Genomic DNA, 17,747 nt, shown 5'->3' on the forward strand with positions numbered 1-17,747 from the left:
CAGTGCCGCCCCCCATTGTGCACAGCCTGTGGACAACGACTTGAACCGTGCGGGTCGGCCTGACTACCGTGGCTGAACCCCGGTTCTTTTTCTTCCCGCCTGCCGGTCCTCACCCATCCCGACCCATCCCGTCCCGAGAAACACACATTCGTGGGACCAGCGAGAGAGCGTGCCTTGTGGCTGATGTACCTGCCGATCTTGCCGCAGTGTGGCCACGAGTGCTGGAGCAACTCCTCGGGGAGGGCCAGCAGGGCATCGAGCCGAAGGACAAACAGTGGATCGAGCGCTGCCAGCCGCTCGCCCTGGTCGCGGACACCGCACTGCTCGCCGTCCCCAATGAATGGGGCAAGCGCGTCCTCGAGGGCCGTCTCGCACCGCTCATCAGCGAGACGCTGACCCGCGAGTGCGGCCGTCCGATCCGGATCGCGATCACGGTCGACGACTCCGCCGGCGAGCCGCCGAATCCGCCGGCTCCCCCGATGCACCAGTCCCAGCAGCCGCAGCAGCACCGCTACCAGGGACCGCAGCACGACGAGCGCCAGCACAACGACGGGTACGACGGCTACGGCCACCGGCCCTCGGACGACGGCATGCCGACCGCCCGGCCCGCCTACCCCGACTACCAGCAGCAGCGCCCCGAGCCCGGCGCCTGGCCCCGTGCCCAGGAGGACCTCTCCTGGCAGCAGCCCCGGCTCGGCGGGTTCCAGGACCGTGACACGTCCTCCGAGCACTGGCGCGAGCCGTACGGAGGCGGCCGGCCCCAGCAGCACGACTACCGCCAGCAGCCCCCGAGCGCCAGGGCTACGAGTCCCAGCGCTCCGAGCGCCACGGCATGCAGGAACCCCAGCACCGGCAGGGCGGCGGCACCGGCCGGCCCGGCGGGGTTCCCGGCCCGATGGGCGCGCAGCCCTCACCCGCGCCCGGCCCCGGCGAGCCACACGCACGGCTGAACCCGAAGTACCTCTTCGACACGTTCGTCATCGGCGCGTCGAACCGGTTCGCGCACGCCGCGGCCGTCGCCGTCGCGGAGGCCCCGGCCAAGGCGTACAACCCGCTCTTCATCTACGGGGAGTCCGGTCTCGGCAAGACCCACCTGCTGCACGCCATCGGGCACTACGCCCGCAGCCTCTACCCGGGTACCCGGGTGCGGTACGTGAGCTCGGAGGAGTTCACCAACGAGTTCATCAACTCGATCCGCGACGGCAAGGGCGACACGTTCCGCAAGCGGTACCGCGATGTGGACATCCTGCTGGTCGACGACATCCAGTTCCTGGCGAGCAAGGAGTCGACGCAGGAGGAGTTCTTCCACACCTTCAATACGCTCCACAACGCCAACAAGCAGATCGTGCTGTCCTCGGACCGGCCGCCCAAGCAGCTGGTGACCCTGGAGGACCGGCTGCGGAATCGTTTCGAGTGGGGTCTGACCACCGATGTGCAGCCTCCGGAGCTGGAGACGCGCATCGCGATCCTGCGCAAGAAGGCGGTGCAGGAGCAGCTCAACGCCCCGCCCGAGGTGCTCGAGTTCATCGCCTCCCGCATCTCGCGCAACATCCGGGAGCTGGAGGGCGCGCTCATCCGGGTCACGGCCTTCGCCAGTCTCAACCGCCAGCCGGTGGACCTCGGGCTGACCGAGATCGTGCTGAAGGACCTGATCCCGGGTGGTGAGGACGCCGCTCCGGAGATCACGGCGACGGCCATCATGGCGGCGACCGCGGACTACTTCGGGCTGACGGTGGAGGACCTCTGCGGATCCTCGCGCAGCCGGGTACTGGTGACGGCGCGCCAGATCGCCATGTACCTGTGCCGCGAGCTGACGGACCTCTCACTGCCCAAGATCGGGGCGCAGTTCGGCGGCCGCGACCACACGACCGTGATGCACGCCGACCGGAAGATCCGCGCGTTGATGGCGGAGCGCCGCTCCATCTACAACCAGGTCACCGAGCTCACCAACCGCATCAAGAACGGCTGACGGGCCACCACCTCGTCAGCAGACGTACCGAGGAGCGAAAGGGCGCTCCGGGACCCGAGGGGTTCCGGAGCGCCCTTCTCCGTTGTGTGGGAAGCGATGGGCGTCGGCTCCAAACCGGCCTCGGCAGGTCCCATGAGGGGCCCGGAGCGCAGTCCGCGAGCACTCCGCACGAGGTTCACGGCGGCCCACGCCCACCCCGGCTGTTCGAATCCCTGCCGCGGAGGGGCTGTTCTCCACAGATCCGGGCAGAATTTCCCCTCCACAGCCTGGGGATTGAAAAGTTGTCCATACTGCTTCCACAGGCGGGCCGGCCGAGACCCCATCAGGCCAGCTCAGAGGCCTGGGGATTTGTGGTCAACAATGATCCACAGCCTGTGGACAAGATTTTCGTCCACAGGGGTCGCTCGTTGTTGTCCACCGGCAGCCCACAGGCCGGACCGTCTTGTCCCCAGCTTCGGCGGGCTTCTCCACACCTCTGTCCACTGTTCGGCAACGCAACACCCGCTTTCACCGCACCGAGTGAAAGGCGTCACACCAAGAGGGCAGGTTGGCCTGTGGGGAAGCGGGGTAAAGCTGGGGACAGCCCTGGGGAGAAACCCCCCTGCCCTGTGCACCGGTTGTGCAGAACTTTCGGGTGTCCACAGAAACGTCGGGTTGTCCACCGGGTCCACCCACAGGGTCGGTGGACAAAAAACAGGGTCTGACCTGCGAAAACGACGTTATCCACGGTTTCCACAGGCCCTACTACTACTGCTACCTATAGTTAGCCCGGAATCCGCTTCGAAGTGGGGGCTGTGCACAACTCGGCGCCGGAGCTCCCCGAACCTCTTGTCGCGACTTGACCCCGAGCAGCACCGAGTGTCGGTGCCGTACGTCAGACTGGTCCCCGGCGTCCTCCCCTGTCATCGGCGGAGCGACCCGACCAGACGACGAAGGCCAGCAGGGCGAGCGAGCAACAGCAGGAGGCGGTTCCGGTGAAGATCCGGGTGGAGCGCGATGTACTCGCGGAGGCTGTGGCCTGGGTGGCCCGTAGCCTCCCGGCCCGTCCGCCGGCGCCCGTTCTCGCGGGCCTTCTGCTGAAGGCCGAGGACGGAGCTCTCAGCTTCTCGAGCTTCGACTACGAGGTCTCGGCCCGGGTCTCGGTGGATGCCGAGATCGAGGAGGACGGCACGGTGCTGGTCTCCGGCCGGCTGCTCGCCGACATCTGCCGTGCCCTGCCCAACCGGCCGGTCGAGATTTCCACAGACGGTGTACGGGCGACCGTGGCCTGCGGCTCTTCGCGATTCACACTCCACACCCTTCCTGTGGAGGAGTACCCGGCGCTGCCGCAGATGCCGACGGCCACCGGCACCGTCCCCGGTGAGGTCTTCGCCTCGGCAGCCGCCCAGGTAGCCATCGCCGCAGGCCGCGACGACACGCTGCCCGTGCTCACCGGTGTGCGCATCGAGATCGAGGGCGACACGGTCACCCTGGCCTCCACCGACCGCTACCGCTTCGCGGTCCGCGAGTTCCTCTGGAAGCCGGAGAACGCCGACGCCTCCGCCGTCGCGCTGGTGCCCGCCAAGACGCTGCTGGACACCGCCAAGGCGCTCACCAGCGGTGACACGGTCACGCTGGCGCTGTCGGGCTCCGGTGCCGGTGAAGGACTCATCGGCTTCGAGGGCGCCGGCCGCCGGACCACCACCCGGCTGCTCGAAGGCGATCTCCCGAAGTACCGCACGCTCTTCCCGACCGAGTTCAACTCGGTCGCCGTCATCGAGACCGCCCCGTTCGTCGAGGCCGTCAAGCGCGTGGCCCTGGTGGCCGAGCGGAACACCCCGGTGCGGCTCAGCTTCGAGCAGGGCGTCCTGATCCTGGAAGCGGGTTCCAGCGACGACGCACAGGCTGTGGAGCGTGTCGACGCGGTCCTGGAGGGCGACGACATCTCGATCGCCTTCAACCCGACCTTCCTGCTGGACGGTCTGAGCGCGATCGACTCCCCGGTCGCCCAGCTCTCCTTCACGACGTCCACCAAGCCCGCGCTGCTCAGCGGCCGCCCGGCCGTGGACGCCGAGGCGGACGACGCGTACAAGTACCTGATCATGCCGGTCCGCCTCTCCGGCTGATCCGGTCACCGGTCCTGTCACGGCAGGTCCGGCGGGCACGCTCAGCGCCGAGCGTGCCCGCCGTCCTGTCCCCGGCCGGGCGTAGGCTCGGTCCTGGGTACGAATCGGCACAAGTCTTAAGGAATCTCTGATGGAGCTCGGTCTCGTCGGCCTCGGCAAGATGGGCGGCAACATGCGCGAGCGCATCCGCCGCGCAGGCCACACCGTCATCGGTTACGACCGCAACCAGGACGTCGCCGATGTCCACAGCCTCGAAGAGCTTGTGGGCAAGCTGAAGGGCCCCCGGGTCGTCTGGGTGATGGTGCCGGCCGGTGCCGCGACCCAGTCCACGATCGATGAGCTGTCCGAACTGCTCTCGCCCGGCGACATCGTCGTGGACGGCGGGAACTCCCGCTGGACGGACGACGAGAAGCACGCGGTCGAGCTCGGCATCAAGGGCATCGGCTTCGTCGACTGCGGCGTCTCCGGTGGTGTCTGGGGCCTCGAGAACGGCTACGCGCTGATGTACGGCGGCGACGCCGAGAACGTCGCGAAGGTCCAGCCGGTCTTCGACGCCCTGAAGCCCGAGGGTGACTTCGGTTCCGTCCACGCGGGCAAGGTCGGCGCCGGCCACTTCGCGAAGATGGTTCACAACGGCATCGAGTACGCCATGATGCAGGCCTACGCCGAGGGCTGGGAGCTCCTGGAGAAGGTCGACTCCGTCACCGACGTGCGCGAGGTCTTCCGCTCCTGGCAGGAGGGCACGGTCATCCGTTCCTGGCTGCTCGACCTGGCGGTCAACGCGCTGGACGACGACGAGCACCTGGACAAGCTCCGGGGCTTCGCCGCTGACTCCGGAGAGGGCCGCTGGACGGTGGAGGCCGCGATCGACAACTCGGTGCCGCTTCCCGCGATCACCGCCTCGCTCTTCGCCCGGTTCGCCTCGCGCCAGGACGACTCCCCGCAGATGAAGATGATCGCCGCGCTGCGCAACCAGTTCGGTGGCCACGCGGTCGAGAACAAGAAGTAGCAGCAACGAGGAGCGGGCCGGACCGAGGCGTCCGCCCCGCACTACGAAGCACGGAGCAGGAAGCCGGGAAGGTCGGCGTACACCATGCATGTCACGCATCTGTCGCTGGCCGACTTCCGCTCGTACGCCCGGGTCGAGGTGCCTCTCGACCCGGGCGTCACCGCGTTCGTGGGGGCCAACGGCCAGGGCAAGACGAATCTGGTCGAAGCCGTCGGCTACCTCGCGACGCTCGGCAGCCACCGGGTCTCCTCCGACGCACCACTGGTGCGCATGGGCGCGGAGCGAGCTGTCATCCGGGCTGCTGTCACCCAGGGCGAGCGCTCACAGCTGGTGGAGCTGGAGCTGAATCCCGGCAAGGCCAACCGCGCCCGGATCAACAGATCGTCGCAGGTCAGACCCCGTGATGTGCTGGGGATCGTACGGACCGTGCTGTTCGCGCCGGAGGACCTGGCGCTGGTCAAGGGCGATCCGGGTGAGCGCCGCCGGTTCCTGGACGAGCTGGTCACGGCACGTTCGCCGCGGATGGCCGGAGTGCGCGCGGACTACGAGCGGGTGCTGAAGCAGCGCAACACCCTGCTGAAGTCCGCGGCGATGGCGCGCAGGCACGGCGGCCGGTCGATGGACCTGTCGACGCTCGACGTGTGGGACCAGCACCTGGGCCGGGTGGGCGCGGAGCTGCTGGCGCAGCGGCTGGATCTGATCGCGACGCTGCAGCCTCTGACGGACAAGGCGTACGCGGACGTGGCGCCCGGCGGCGGGCCGGTGACGTTGGAGTACCGGAGTTCGGTGGGCGCGGACGTGGAGCCCGCCCGTACGCGTGACGAGCTGTACGCCCAGCTCATCGCCGCCCTCGCCGAGGTGCGCAAGCAGGAGATCGAACGGGGTGTGACGCTGGTCGGCCCGCACCGCGACGACCTGGTGCTGGGGCTGCGGTCCATGCCGGCCAAGGGGTATGCGAGCCACGGCGAGTCGTGGTCGTACGCGCTGGCCCTGCGGCTGGCCTCGTACGACCTGCTGCGCACGGAGGGCAACGAACCCGTGCTGGTACTGGACGACGTCTTCGCGGAGCTGGACACCCGTCGCCGCGAGCGGCTGGCCGAGCTGGTGGCCCCGGGCGAGCAGGTGCTGGTGACGGCGGCGGTGGACGACGACGTCCCGGGGGTGCTCGCAGGCACCCGGTACGCGGTGTCCGCGGGCGGGGTGGAGCGGCTGTGAGCAGCGGCGCGGACAGTGCGGGGCCGTCCTCGGAGGGGCCGGCCGGGACCTCGCGCGAGCCGTCCTCGGGTGAGGCGAAAACGCCGGAGCCCTCGGGGGTGGACCTGGCGCGGGTGGCCCTGCGCGCGGCGAAGGAGCAGGCGCGGGCACGCGGTGCGGCGGCCCAGCAGAAGAAGCAGGCGCGCCGTGGCGGCGGGCTGCGCTCAGGTGCGCGGGCGGACGGCCGGGATCCGCTGCCGCTGGGCGCGGCGATCAACCGTCTGATCACCGAACGCGGCTGGGAGGCGCCGGCCGCCGTGGGCGGTGTGATGGGCCGCTGGCCGCAGATCGTGGGTGATGATCTGGCCAATCATTGCGTGCCGCTGCGCTACGACGAGGACCCCGCGGAGCGGGTGCTGACGGTCCAGTGCGACTCGACGGCGTGGGCGACGCAGCTGCGGCTGCTGGCGCCGCAGCTGGTCGCCCGGCTGAACGCGGATCTGGGGCACGGCACCGTACGGATGATCAAGGTCCTGGGGCCGGGTGGCCCGCAGCGCAAGTTCGGTCCGCTTCGGGCGCCGGGGAGCAAGGGCCCGGGCGACACCTACGGCTGACCTGGCCTTTTTCGCTCTTTCACGAGTGGCGGCCGTACAGAGCCCGAGAGCGCCGAGGCGTGGGGTGCCCCTGTTGTCCCTGATGCCGCCGGACTCCGTGTTGTGCCGGTGTGCGGTGGTTGAAACCGGACGGCGAAGAGCGGGCGTCCCTCACGGTAGTGAGAGGTTGACAGGCCGAAGCGCTCAACGCCCGTGTGAGCCTCTTGAGGCCCCGTCCCGAATATGGGGAGTCGTCAGGCGCTCATTCAGGGCGGCACATGCGGACTCAGGTACCGGCAAACCCCCATTCGGGTCGGCGCTACCGGTAGACTGGTGGACAATCCCGCGTCCTTGCGGGATTCGTCGACACACGCCGAACGACGCAGCCGCTCCCGCCTGCCCGGAGAACGGCCTGTGCTGTGCCAGAAAGGGCGCTTCGTGGCCGATTCCGGCAACCCCAACGAGAACATTCCGTCCACCCCTGACGGGAGCAACGCCGCTCCCGCCCCGGGCGAGGTGACAGCCTCGTACGACGCCAGCGCGATCACCGTGCTCGAGGGTCTGGACGCGGTCCGCAAGCGACCCGGCATGTACATCGGCTCGACCGGTGAGCGCGGTCTCCACCACCTCGTGCAAGAGGTTGTCGACAACTCGGTCGACGAGGCCATGGCCGGTCACGCGGACACCATCGACGTCACGATCCTCGCCGACGGCGGGGTGCGGGTGATCGACAACGGCCGCGGTATCCCGGTCGGCATCGTGCCGTCCGAGGGCAAGCCGGCCGTCGAGGTCGTGCTCACCGTCCTGCACGCGGGCGGAAAGTTCGGCGGCGGCGGTTACGCCGTCTCCGGTGGTCTGCACGGCGTCGGTGTGTCCGTCGTCAACGCCCTGTCCACGAGGGTCGCCGTCGAGGTCAGGACGGACGGCTACCGCTGGACCCAGGACTACAAGCTGGGCGTCCCGACTGCCCCGCTGGCCCAGAACGAGGCCACCGACGAGACGGGCACGTCCGTCACCTTCTGGGCCGACGGCGACATCTTCGAGACGACCGAGTACTCCTTCGAGACCCTCTCGCGCCGCTTCCAGGAGATGGCCTTCCTCAACAAGGGCCTCACCCTCAAGCTCACCGACGAGCGGGAGTCGGCGAAGGCGACGGTCGGCGCGGACAGCGTCGAGGCGGTCGACGTTCCCGACGAGGAGCCGAACCGGACGGTCACGTACCACTACGAGAACGGCATCGTCGACTTCGTCAAGTACCTGAACTCCCGCAAGGGCGACGTCATCCACCAGTCGGTGATCGACATCGAGGCCGAGGACAAGGACCGTCTCCTCTCGGCCGAGATCGCCATGCAGTGGAACACGCAGTACAGCGAGGGTGTCTACTCCTTCGCCAACGCGATCCACACGCACGAGGGCGGTACGCACGAGGAGGGCTTCCGTGCGGCGCTGACCTCGCTGGTCAACCGGTACGCGCGCGAAAAGAAGCTGCTGCGCGAGAAGGACGACAACCTCACCGGTGAGGACGTCCGCGAGGGTCTGACGGCGATCATCTCGGTGAAGCTGGGCGAGCCGCAGTTCGAGGGCCAGACGAAGACCAAGCTGGGCAACACGGAGGCCAAGACCTTCGTGCAGAAGGTCGTCCACGAGCAGCTGACGGACTGGTTCGACCGGAACCCCAACGAGGCCGCCGACATCATCCGCAAGGGCATCGCCGCCTCGACCGCCCGTGTGGCGGCCCGTAAGGCGCGTGACCTGACCCGTCGCAAGGGGCTCCTGGAGAGCGCCTCGCTGCCGGGCAAGCTGAGCGACTGCCAGTCCAACGACCCGACGAAGTGCGAGATCTTCATCGTCGAGGGTGACTCCGCCGGTGGTTCGGCGAAGTCCGGCCGTAACCCGATGTACCAGGCCATCCTGCCGATCCGCGGCAAGATCCTGAACGTCGAGAAGGCGCGGATCGACAAGATCCTGCAGAACACCGAGGTCCAGGCACTGATCTCGGCCTTCGGTACCGGGGTCCACGAGGACTTCGACATCGAGAAGCTCCGCTATCACAAGATCATTCTGATGGCGGACGCCGACGTCGACGGCCAGCACATCAACACCCTGCTGCTCACGTTCCTCTTCCGCTTCATGCGTCCGCTGGTCGAGGCCGGGCACGTCTACCTCTCGCGGCCGCCGCTCTACAAGATCAAGTGGGGCCGGGACGACTTCGAGTACGCGTACTCGGACCGCGAGCGCGACGCCCTGGTGGCGCTCGGCAAGCAGAACGGCAAGCGGATCAGGGAAGACTCGATCCAGCGCTTCAAGGGTCTCGGCGAGATGAACGCCGAGGAGCTGCGTGTCACCACGATGGACGTCGACCACCGGGTGCTGGGCCAGGTCACGCTCGACGACGCGGCGCAGGCCGACGACCTGTTCTCGGTGCTGATGGGTGAGGACGTCGAGGCGCGGCGCTCGTTCATCCAGCGCAACGCCAAGGACGTCCGCTTCCTCGACATCTGAGTCGGCCGTACAAGCAAGCCGCAGTGCGAAAGGACTTTGACCAGCAATGGCCGACGAGAACACCCCTGTCCCCGTGACGCCCGAAGAGGTCCCGCCCGTCGAGGGCGTGGGCATGCGTGTCGAGCCCGTCGGGCTCGAGACGGAGATGCAGCGCTCCTACCTCGACTACGCGATGTCCGTCATCGTCTCGCGTGCCCTGCCCGACGTGCGGGACGGCCTGAAGCCCGTCCACCGCCGGGTGCTGTACGCGATGTACGACGGCGGCTACCGGCCCGAGAAGGGCTTCTACAAGTGCGCCCGCGTCGTCGGTGACGTCATGGGTACGTACCACCCGCACGGCGACTCCTCGATCTACGACGCCCTGGTGCGCCTGGCGCAGCACTGGTCGATGCGGATGCCGCTGGTGGACTCCAACGGCAACTTCGGTTCCCCGGGCAACGACCCGGCCGCGGCCATGCGGTACACCGAGTGCAAGATGATGCCGCTGTCCATGGAGATGGTCCGGGACATCGACGAGGAGACCGTCGACTTCAAGGACAACTACGACGGCCGCAACCAGGAGCCGGTGGTTCTGCCGGCGCGCTTCCCGAACCTGCTGATCAACGGTTCGGCGGGCATCGCGGTCGGTATGGCGACCAACATCCCGCCGCACAACCTGCGCGAGGTCGCGTCCGGCGCCCAGTGGTACCTGGAGCACCCGGAGGCCTCGCAGGAGGAGCTGCTGGACGCCCTCCTCGAACGGATCAAGGGCCCCGACTTCCCGACGGGCGCGCTGGTCGTGGGCCGCAAGGGCATCGAGGAGGCGTACCGCACGGGCCGTGGCTCGATCACGATGCGCGCGGTCGTGGCGGTCGAGGAGATCCAGAACCGCCAGTGCCTGGTGGTCACGGAGCTTCCGTACCAGACCAACCCCGACAACCTCGCGCAGAAGATCGCCGACCTGGTGAAGGACGGCAAGGTCGGCGGCATCGCGGACGTCCGTGACGAGACCTCGTCGCGTACGGGCCAGCGCCTGGTCGTCGTGCTGAAGCGGGACGCGGTCGCCAAGGTCGTACTGAACAACCTGTACAAGCACACCGATCTGCAGACCAACTTCGGCGCCAACATGCTGGCGCTGGTGGACGGGGTGCCGCGCACCCTGTCGATCGACGCGTTCATCCGGCACTGGGTGACGCACCAGATCGAGGTCATCGTCCGGCGCACGAAGTTCCGGCTGCGCAAGGCCGAGGAGCGGGCGCACATCCTGCGCGGCCTGCTCAAGGCCCTGGACGCGATCGACGAGGTCATCGCACTCATCCGGCGCAGCAACACCGTGGAGATCGCGCGGGAGGGCCTGATGGGCCTCCTGGAGATCGACGAGATCCAGGCGAACGCCATCCTGGAGATGCAGCTGCGCCGGCTGGCCGCGCTGGAGCACCAGAAGATCACCGCCGAGCACGACGAGCTCCAGGCGAAGATCAACGAGTACAACGCGATCCTGGTCTCGCCCGAGCGGCAGCGGCAGATCGTCAGCGAGGAGTTGGCGGCGATCGTCGACAAGTTCGGCGACGACCGGCGTTCCAAGCTGGTGCCCTTCGACGGTGACATGTCCGTGGAGGACCTGATCGCCGAGGAGGACATTGTCGTCACGATCTCGCGCGGCGGCTATGTGAAGCGCACGAAGACCGAGGACTACCGGTCGCAGAAGCGCGGCGGCAAGGGCGTGCGCGGCACGAAGCTGAAGCAGGACGACATCGTCGACCACTTCTTCGTGTCGACGACGCACCACTGGCTGCTGTTCTTCACCAACAAGGGCCGGGTCTACCGGGCGAAGGCGTACGAGCTCCCGGACGCCGGCCGCGACGCGCGTGGCCAGCACGTGGCCAACCTGCTGGCGTTCCAGCCGGACGAGCAGATCGCACAGATCCTCGCGATCCGCGACTACGAGATCGCGCCTTACCTGATCCTGGCCACGAAGGGCGGTCTCGTGAAGAAGACCGCGCTGAAGGACTACGACTCGCCACGGTCCGGCGGTGTCATCGCCATCAACCTGCGCGAGACGCCGGACGGATCCGACGACGAGCTGATCGGCGCGGAGCTGGTGTCGTCCGAGGACGATCTGCTGCTCATCAGCAAGAAGGCCCAGTCGATCAGGTTCACTGCGACGGACGACGCGCTGCGCCCGATGGGCCGTGCCACTTCGGGTGTCAAGGGCATGAGTTTCCGCGAGGGAGACGAACTTCTCTCGATGAATGTGGTCAGGCCCGGTACCTTCGTGTTCACTGCCACTGACGGCGGGTACGCGAAGCGGACCCCCGTCGACGAGTACCGCGTCCAGGGTCGCGGTGGCCTCGGCATCAAGGCCGCCAAGATCGTGGAGGACCGGGGCTCACTGGTCGGTGCGCTGGTGGTGGATCCTACGGATGAGATCCTTGCCATCACGCTCAGCGGCGGTGTGATTCGTACGCGAGTCAACGAAGTCAGGGAGACGGGCCGTGACACCATGGGCGTCCAACTGATCAATCTGGGCAAGCGCGACGCCGTTGTGGGCATCGCTCGTAACGCCGAGGCGGGTCGCGAGGCCGAAGAGGTCGACGGAGCCGTCGACGCGGACGCCGAGGGTGAGACGGCCGAGGCAGTGACAGCTGAGGCCACCACGGCCGAAGCGGCTGGCGAGAGCACGGCCGACGGCAATGTCGAGGGCACGACGTCCTCGACCGGGGAGCACGAGGAGTAGAGCGTGAGTGGAGCCACGGGCGCCGGTTCGGCCGCTTCCGAAGCCGGCGCGAACGGCGCCCGTGGCCCTGCCACGGACTCCCAAGGGGGCACTGTGACGGATACCCGGGGCCCTCAGCCCCAGTACGAGGGTTACGCGGCCGGGCCGCTGCCCGGTGAGCGGGAACCCGCACCGGGTCAGGCGGGGCCTTACCACCCGCCGCAGGCCTACCCCTCGCCCCCGGGCGGGACACAGGGGGGCGCGCCCCGCGGGGCGCAGCAGGGCGGCGTGCAGGGCGTGGGCGCGGCGCAGGCGACCCGCAGACCGCGGACGGGGGCCCGGACCACTCCGCGCACCCGTAAGGCGCGCCTGCGGGTGGCCAAGGCCGACCCGTGGTCGGTGATGAAGGTCAGCTTCCTGCTGTCCATCGCGCTCGGCATCTGCACGGTGGTGGCGGCGGCGGTCCTGTGGATGGTGATGGACGCGATGGGCGTCTTCTCCACCGTGGGCGGCACGATCAGTGAGGCAACCGGTTCCAACGAAGGCAACGGCTTCGATCTGCAGTCGTTCCTGTCGCTTCCGCGGGTCCTCATCTTCACCTCGGTCATCGCCGTGATCGACGTGGTGCTGGCGACCGCGCTGGCGACGCTGGGCGCCTTCATCTACAACTTGTCGGCCGGCTTCGTGGGCGGTGTCGAGCTCACGCTGGCCGAGGACGAGTAGCGCCGCGGGTATCGATTTTGGGACTGGCCCCGACGTGCGCTAATCTTCAGAAGTCAGCGCACAGCGCGGCGGGGCTATAGCTCAGTTGGTTAGAGCGCATCCCTGATAAGGATGAGGCCACAGGTTCAAATCCTGTTAGCCCCACAGTGACAAAGACCCCCAACCGATCATGGTTGGGGGTCTTTGGCATCTCCGGCCGACATCAGCGATCTCACGGAACCAGCCCCATGCCTCAGGCGTCGCACTTGGTGCGTGCATGCTTCGTGAGGGGGGACTGTGGAAGGCGATCCGCCGTGGTGGGGAATCCTGGTGATCTCCGCCGGAGTGACAGTGGTCCTTGGGGCGATCCTTCTGTCCGTGATTGCCGCGGTTGGTCTTGGTGTGGTCTGGGTGCGGGACAGACGCAGCCGCTGACCATCCGTCGGCAGGGTCAGCCGACCAGTGGGCCTTCCAGAAGTTGCCAGCAGGGTGCCGCAGGTGTGGCGAGCCAGCCACAGAGGCAACCGGCGGCCTCCTGACTGCTTCATGGGGGCATCAAGGCGCCCTGGCCCAGGCTCTCAAGGCCGCCCCCACCGCGCCGCGTAGGCGGTCGCGTGGGCGGATTGCGTGTGCGGCCCGTTCCGGGCGCACGGAAAAGCCCCCGTCCGGTGTGAACCGGCCCGGGGGCTCTGGGTGTCAGGTGCGCCGCTCTCAGGGCGGGAGGAGGGACGCGTCCCCCGCCGGGGCGCCGTGCGAGGCGCGGGCGGTGCTTGTGGTGTTCGCGGTGTCCGTCGTGTCTGCGGACAGATGGCGGGTGGCGGGTGAGGAGCCGTGCGCTTCGGCGCGGATGCGCTGCTTCATCGTGGGCGGAAGCGCCCGGTCACGCGGAAGGGTCCATCGCACCGACGGCGTCGTCGCGGTTGCCGCCGTCGCGACCGTGTGCTCGTGGCTCGTGGCCGCCGGCTCCGTGACCGTGGCTTCCGTGGCCGCCGCGGTGGAGCCTGCGAGGCCCAGTGCGGCGAGGAGTGCGAAGAAGGCGGTGATGAAGGCGGTCCAGATGTTCTTGGCCCTGTAGGTGCTCATGGCCCCTCACTTTCGGGTGGTCCGGTTTGCTTACCCCCTGATCATGTGTATTCGGATCGCGATTTCATGGACCGACGCCACCGATGTGCCGATGTTCAGATGAACACCACTCGTATGGTGCAACCGGTCCCGATCGGCCGGTTCGCGGCGGCCTCCGAGGTCGTGACCGGGGCGGGTCGATCCTCCGACGATCGCTTTTCTGTAGGCCCCAGTTGGGTTGCGGGGAGGTCACCGGTCGATATCGGCCGGTGTGTATAGTCGGGCGGCAGAAGTCCCCTACGCCAAGGAAAGACGAGGTCGCGCGGTGAAGAAGCTTCTCCTGGTCGCACTGGCCGCCATCGGCGGGCTCCTCGTGTACCGCCAGATCCAGGCGGATCGCGCCGAGCAGGATCTGTGGACGGAGGCGACTGACTCCGTGCCCGCAGGTTCGGGTGTGTGAGGCAGAACAGCCTGTTGCGGGCCCCGGTCGCTTGAGCGGCCGGGGCTTCGTGCTGTTGCGGGACCGTGACGCCTGTGCTCTTGAGTTCACCTACGCAAATCAATAGGTTGCTTGAGCAAAGCAGCCGGGATTTCGGTCGAGGGGGCACGGGTGGCAGCACGCGATCAACGACGCACTGCGCGGATGGGGACATTGATCTGCGGGGCGCTGTTCGCCCTGGTGGCAGGCGGGCTGCCGGCCGTGGCGGCGCCCGCAGGCACTCCCGCCGCATCGGAGGCGGTCGGTTCCGACGGCCGCGGCAGCCTGGTCATGGTGCTCGACTCGTCCGGTTCCATGGGGGACGACGACGGTACGGGCCGGACGCGGATGGAGAGCGCTCGTGCGGCCGTCGGCACGGTGGTGGACGGCCTTCCCGACGGCTACCCGACCGGATTGCGGGTGTACGGCGCCGACCGGCCGCGGGGCTGCACGGACACCCGGCTGGTGCGCCCGGTGCGCACGCTCGACCGGGCGGCGGTGAAGCGGGCGGTCGCGGGCGTACGGCCCACGGGTGACACCCCCATCGGCCTGTCGCTCCGGAAGGCGGCGCAGGACCTGCCACGTCCCGTGGGCGGTGCCATCGGTACCCGCACGATCCTGCTGATCTCCGACGGCGAGGACAACTGCGGTACGCCGCAGCCCTGCGAGGTCGCCGAGCAGCTCGGCAAGGAGGGGATCGGGCTGCGCATCGACGCCGTCGGCTTCCAGGTGAGGGGCGCGGCCCGCAAGCAGCTCGAATGCATCGCGAAGGCGGGCAACGGCCGGTACTACGACGCACCGGACGCCAAGTCGCTGGCCCGCCAGCTGCAGCGCGCCTCCCAGCTCTCCGCGGACGGCTACCGCTTCCGGGGCGAGCGGGTGGCCGGCGCGGCGACGGGCGGCGGGGCTCCCGTCCTCGTACCCGGGCAGTATCTGGACACCATCGGGCCGGGCGAGAAGCGGTACTACGCGGTTGATCTGGACGACGTGTCCACGGCGGACTTCGCGGCGAGTGCGGTGCCGCAGCCCGGGGCGGCCGTCGACACGTTCGACGCGCTGAGCACCACGATCGAGTACGACCACGGCTCCTGCGGGACGAACACCGAGCGCTTCTACCAGAAGGAGGGGGCGACCCCGCTGACGTCGGCGGTCGCCCGGATCCCCTCGCAGGACGGCGCCCGTACCTGCGACCGACCGGGCCGCTACCGGCTGGTGGTGGAGCGGGAGAGCAAGAAGGGCTCCGACGGGGCGCGTTGGCCGCTGGAGCTCGTGTACGGAGCGGAGGCGCCGCTGGAGGAGGGCGTGACGCCGGCCGAGTCGCAGGCGGACTTCGGTCAGGGTGGCAAGGAGGCCGCGCTGCCGGCCGATGACCCTCGCGAGGTGCGCGGCGGTACCGGCTTCAACGACGCCCGGGAGATCGGGCGGGGCGTGTGGCGCGACCGGATCCTGCCGTCCCAGACGCTCTGGTACAAGGTTCCGGCGGGTTGGGGCCAGCAGGTGCGCTACGACGTCGAGTTCGCGAACGAGCCCACGGTGGGCCGCACCTCCGCCACGTACTCCTACGGGGCGACCCGGCTCTACACGCCGGCCCGCTACCCGCTCACCGGTGGCGGCGAGTTCACCTCGTCCGCGATGTACAACGGCCGCCCGGCAGCCGTACGGATGGGCGGGGTCCCGGTCGCCTGGACCAACCGCTACGAGGGCCGCACCCATGTCCAGCCGGTGCATGCCGGGGGCGACTTCTACCTCTCGGTGACTCTGGGCGCGCGGGCCGCCGAGATCGCGGAGAATCCGCAGATCGGTCTGGTGCTGCGGGTCTCCGTGCTCGGTGCGGAACGGACCGGACCGCAGCACGGAGCCCCCGTACGGGCCGGGGGGTCCGGCGGTGGTGCGGACAAGGATGCGGACAAGAAGGGCGATTCGTCCGCGTCCGCAGACAGCGGTGGTACCGGAGGGGCAGGATGGACCGGCATCGCGGCTGCCGCCGGGGCGGCCGTCATGGCTGTGCCGGTCGCCGTGTTCGTATATGTACGCAGCCGCCGCAGGGCAGCCGCACGGACGACGAGGGGAAGCGCGTGATGAGGCAGCGCAGCAGGGGCCGGGCGACGCTGGCCGCGGTGGCGGCGATGTGCGCGGTGGCGGCGCTGCCGGGGCAGGCGTACGGGGCCGGTTCGCCCGCTTCGTACACCTTCGACCCGGATGCCGAGGCGGTCAGTGGCGCGGAGATCAGTACCGATGCGCCGTCGCTGAAGGCCGGTTCGGTCTACAAGAGTTCGATCAAGGTCCACCAGAAGCTCTACTACCGGCTGAACCTGGACGCGAAGACGAACGCCTACGTCTCGGCCGTCGTCGTGCCCAAGGGCGGCGGCAAGGTCGCCTACGGCGACGGCATCACGGTCAGCATCAGGGACAGTTCGGACCTGCAGTGCAGCTCCCAGGACGCCAGGTTCCAGTCCGCGGAGTACCCGCGTCCGATCGCCGCGTACGCCTACCGGACCGTGAACAAGGACAGCAGCTCCTGCCAGGGCGCCGGCACGTACAACGTCCTGATCGAGCGGGAGAGCGAGGACACCTCGGGGCCCCAGGACTGGGATCTGGAACTCCGGTACGCGTCGGAGCCGCAGCTCGCGAAGGGTGGCTCGACGCCGACCGAGGCGCCGGAGGACTGGCCGTCCGCCTCGCCGCCGCCCCCCTCCCCGGCCACCGACAACCGCAGGCACGGCGGGAGCAGTTACTACGACGCGACGAGCCTTGAGACCGGTGAGTGGAAGGACGAGATCGCACCGGGCCAGACCCTCTTCTACCGGGTCCCGGTGGACTGGGGGCAGCAGATCTTTGCCACCGCCGGTCTCGGCAACAGCACCGCCCCGGACGCGGACGACTACATCAGCGGCGCGATCGCGATGTCCCTGGACAATCCGGCACGCGGCCATGTCGACGCCGCGTCCCCCATGGCCTACAAGGGCGAGCCGGCCGTCGTCTCGCTGGACCCGGTGCCCCCGGTGGCGTACGAGAACAGGTTCGCCTCCGACAGCAGCGTCAGCGCGATGCGCTTCGCAGGCTGGTACTACCTGTCCGTGACGCTGAGCCCGGAGGTCGCCAAGCCCTACGGCTCCAAGCCGTTCCCGCTGACCGTCTCGGTCAAGGTCGACGGGAAGGCCGGGGCCACGCCGTACGCGGGCGATGCCGGGATCTTCGGTGTCACGCAGGACGACAGGGACCTGGCGAGGAGCGGCCAGAGCGGCCCGCAGGCGGCCGAGAGCCAGAGCAGCACGATGAAGCTGGTCGGAGCGGCGGGCATCGGCGCGGGCGCCGTGCTGGTGCTCGGGCTGGGCGCCTGGGTGCTGCTCGCCCGGCGCGGTGCCGCGACGGCACCGGCCGGGAGGGCCGACAGGGGACAGCAGCCGTTCGGAGGGCCGCCGCAGGCCTGGTAGCCGG

General features: G+C 68.9%; 12 protein-coding genes, 1 tRNA gene and 1 pseudogene. 13 read left to right on the top strand and 1 reads right to left on the bottom strand.

Features of this window, described 5'->3' with window-relative positions:
* Positions 1-176 precede the first annotated feature (176 nt).
* The 10 genes and pseudogenes from dnaA (LNW71_RS36950) to LNW71_RS15210 form a co-directional block, all read left to right on the top strand.
* Positions 177-782: pseudogene (dnaA, locus tag LNW71_RS36950) on the top strand (chromosomal replication initiator protein DnaA); the annotation flags it as partial.
* The gene (gene dnaA, locus LNW71_RS15170; RefSeq protein ID WP_374119524.1) at positions 731-1,969 is read left to right on the top strand and encodes a chromosomal replication initiator protein DnaA; all 1,239 of its coding nucleotides are present in this window, start codon (positions 731-733) and stop codon (positions 1,967-1,969) included. The pseudogene dnaA (LNW71_RS36950) and the gene dnaA (LNW71_RS15170), both read left to right, overlap by 52 nt.
* A 974-nt stretch (positions 1,970-2,943) precedes the next feature.
* Positions 2,944-4,074, top strand: coding sequence for a DNA polymerase III subunit beta (dnaN, locus tag LNW71_RS15175; RefSeq protein ID WP_250968712.1), 1,131 nt, complete (start codon positions 2,944-2,946; stop codon positions 4,072-4,074).
* A 130-nt stretch (positions 4,075-4,204) separates the two neighbouring features.
* The gene (gene gnd, locus LNW71_RS15180; RefSeq protein ID WP_250968713.1) at positions 4,205-5,083 is read left to right on the top strand and encodes a phosphogluconate dehydrogenase (NAD(+)-dependent, decarboxylating); all 879 of its coding nucleotides are present in this window, start codon (positions 4,205-4,207) and stop codon (positions 5,081-5,083) included.
* 84 nt (positions 5,084-5,167) lie between these two features.
* Entirely contained in the window at positions 5,168-6,298 is a 1,131-nt protein-coding gene (recF, locus tag LNW71_RS15185) for a DNA replication/repair protein RecF (protein WP_250968714.1), read from the top strand.
* The gene (locus tag LNW71_RS15190) at positions 6,295-6,891 is read left to right on the top strand and encodes a DUF721 domain-containing protein (protein ID WP_374119415.1); all 597 of its coding nucleotides are present in this window, start codon (positions 6,295-6,297) and stop codon (positions 6,889-6,891) included. The genes recF and LNW71_RS15190 overlap by 4 nt, the downstream gene beginning before the upstream one ends.
* Before the next feature lie 393 nt (positions 6,892-7,284).
* Positions 7,285-9,372, top strand: a complete 2,088-nt coding sequence (gene gyrB, locus LNW71_RS15195) for a DNA topoisomerase (ATP-hydrolyzing) subunit B (RefSeq protein ID WP_308294490.1) — start codon at positions 7,285-7,287, stop codon at positions 9,370-9,372.
* A gap of 46 nt (positions 9,373-9,418) precedes the next feature.
* On the top strand, positions 9,419-12,088 hold the full coding sequence (gene gyrA / locus LNW71_RS15200) for a DNA gyrase subunit A (RefSeq protein ID WP_250968715.1): 2,670 nt from the start codon (positions 9,419-9,421) through the stop codon (positions 12,086-12,088).
* Between the two features lie 93 nt (positions 12,089-12,181).
* The gene (locus LNW71_RS15205) at positions 12,182-12,790 is read left to right on the top strand and encodes a DUF3566 domain-containing protein (protein WP_250968716.1); all 609 of its coding nucleotides are present in this window, start codon (positions 12,182-12,184) and stop codon (positions 12,788-12,790) included.
* A 70-nt stretch (positions 12,791-12,860) separates the two neighbouring features.
* Positions 12,861-12,934, top strand: a tRNA-Ile gene (locus tag LNW71_RS15210).
* Positions 12,935-13,480: 546 nt separating this feature from the next.
* Here LNW71_RS15210 and LNW71_RS15215 read toward each other — a convergent pair.
* The gene (locus tag LNW71_RS15215) at positions 13,481-13,852 is read right to left on the bottom strand and encodes a DUF6344 domain-containing protein (RefSeq protein WP_250968717.1); all 372 of its coding nucleotides are present in this window, start codon (positions 13,850-13,852) and stop codon (positions 13,481-13,483) included.
* A 304-nt stretch (positions 13,853-14,156) separates the two neighbouring features.
* Here LNW71_RS15215 and LNW71_RS15220 point away from each other — a divergent pair, with 304 nt between their 5' ends.
* The 3 genes from LNW71_RS15220 to LNW71_RS15230 all read left to right on the top strand — a co-directional run bounded on the left by LNW71_RS15220 (position 14,157) and on the right by LNW71_RS15230 (position 17,743).
* A complete protein-coding gene (locus LNW71_RS15220; RefSeq protein WP_003958712.1) occupies positions 14,157-14,291 on the top strand; it encodes a DLW-39 family protein in 135 nt (44 codons plus the stop codon).
* Between the two features lie 183 nt (positions 14,292-14,474).
* Positions 14,475-16,388 (top strand): VWA domain-containing protein, encoded by a 1,914-nt coding sequence (locus LNW71_RS15225; RefSeq protein WP_250968718.1) that lies wholly within the window; start codon positions 14,475-14,477, stop codon positions 16,386-16,388.
* Positions 16,388-17,743: a hypothetical protein gene (locus LNW71_RS15230; RefSeq protein WP_250968719.1), complete on the top strand. Its 1,356-nt coding sequence runs from the start codon at positions 16,388-16,390 to the stop codon at positions 17,741-17,743. The genes LNW71_RS15225 and LNW71_RS15230 overlap by 1 nt, the downstream gene beginning before the upstream one ends.
* The last annotated feature ends 4 nt before the right edge of the window (positions 17,744-17,747 follow it).

This window comes from Streptomyces sp. RKAG290 (genome assembly GCF_023701695.1).
Classification (GTDB): Bacteria; Actinomycetota; Actinomycetes; order Streptomycetales; family Streptomycetaceae; genus Streptomyces.

Excerpts from the sequence above, each read along its gene's own strand:
- gnd (WP_250968713.1), top strand. The coding sequence starts at position 4,205 with ATGGAGCTCGGTCTCGTCGGCCTCGGCAAGATGGGCGGCAACATGCGC.
- recF (WP_250968714.1), top strand. The coding sequence starts at position 5,168 with ATGCATGTCACGCATCTGTCGCTGGCCGACTTCCGCTCGTACGCCCGG.
- gyrA (WP_250968715.1), top strand. The coding sequence starts at position 9,419 with ATGGCCGACGAGAACACCCCTGTCCCCGTGACGCCCGAAGAGGTCCCG.
- LNW71_RS15215 (WP_250968717.1), bottom strand. The coding sequence starts at position 13,852 with ATGAGCACCTACAGGGCCAAGAACATCTGGACCGCCTTCATCACCGCC.
- LNW71_RS15225 (WP_250968718.1), top strand. The coding sequence starts at position 14,475 with ATGGGGACATTGATCTGCGGGGCGCTGTTCGCCCTGGTGGCAGGCGGG.
- LNW71_RS15230 (WP_250968719.1), top strand. The coding sequence starts at position 16,388 with ATGAGGCAGCGCAGCAGGGGCCGGGCGACGCTGGCCGCGGTGGCGGCG.